Origin of the sequence: Pseudacidovorax intermedius (genome assembly GCF_001476815.1) — a bacterium.
Taxonomy (GTDB): Bacteria; Pseudomonadota; Gammaproteobacteria; order Burkholderiales; family Burkholderiaceae_C; genus Xenophilus; species Xenophilus intermedius_A.
On the sequence record NZ_LDSL01000290.1, the window covers coordinates 1 to 903 of the forward strand.

The following is a 903-nucleotide window of genomic DNA, read 5'->3' on the forward strand; positions in this document are numbered from 1 at the left end:
GGCGCGCACGGCGGTGGGGTGGCCCAGGTGGCTGGTGGTGCGCGGCGGTGCGTCCTTGTTGACGTTGGCGGAGAGTGCCGTGCGGGAGGAAGTGGCGTGGTTCCCGGATGGGTCTTTGGCTTGGCCTGTGAAGCTGGGGCGCCGGCCTCGGGCCGGGCGCGTGTCAGAGATCCTGCAGGGCGCGCATCGAGTGCCGGGTGCGCAGCTGGGCGACGCCGCAAGGGTAGTGGAGCAACGGGCGCAGCCAGCTGCGCCAGTTGCTCCACTACCATTGCGGCGTCGCCCAGCTGCGCACCCGGCAGATGATGCGCGACCTGCAGGATCTGTGAAGCGCGCCCGGCCCGTGGCCGGCGCTCCAGCTTCCCAGGCCAAGCCGAAGGCCCATCCGTGAACACCGCCACTTCCTCCCGCACGGCACTGTCCGTCAACGTCAACAAGGTCGCGCTGCTGCGCAACACCCGCCACCTGGGCATCCCCAGCGTCGTGCGCGCCTGCCTGCAGGCACAGCGTGGCGGCGCGCACGGCATCACCGTGCATCCGCGGCCCGATGCCCGCCACATCCGCACGGGCGACGTGCACGAACTGCATGCGCTGCTGAAGCAGGACTGGCCGGGCGTGGAGTTCAACATCGAAGGCAACCCCTTCCACAACCTGATGGACTTCGTGCGCGAACTGCGCCCGCACCAGGCCACCTTCGTGCCCGACAGCGAAGACCAGTTCACCAGCGACCAAGGCTGGACTTCTCCGCAGGACGCCGAGCACCTGCGCCAGCTGATCGCCGAAGCCAAGGCGCCGGGTGTGCGCGTCAGCCTGTTCATGGACCCGGCCCACGAGATGATGGCCGACGTCTGAGCCGGCGGCGGCGACCGGGACGAGAACTACACCGAAGGATAAGCCGCCGCG

Annotated in this window: 2 pseudogenes; both read left to right on the top strand. The window is 69.7% G+C overall.

What is annotated here, in order from left to right:
- Positions 1–239 precede the first annotated feature (239 nt).
- Positions 240–329, top strand: a pseudogene (locus NS331_RS26495) (DNA repair protein RecO); the annotation flags it as partial.
- 58 nt (positions 330–387) lie between these two features.
- Positions 388–849: pseudogene (locus tag NS331_RS25275) on the top strand (pyridoxine 5'-phosphate synthase); the annotation flags it as partial.
- Positions 850–903: the final 54 nt, after the last annotated feature.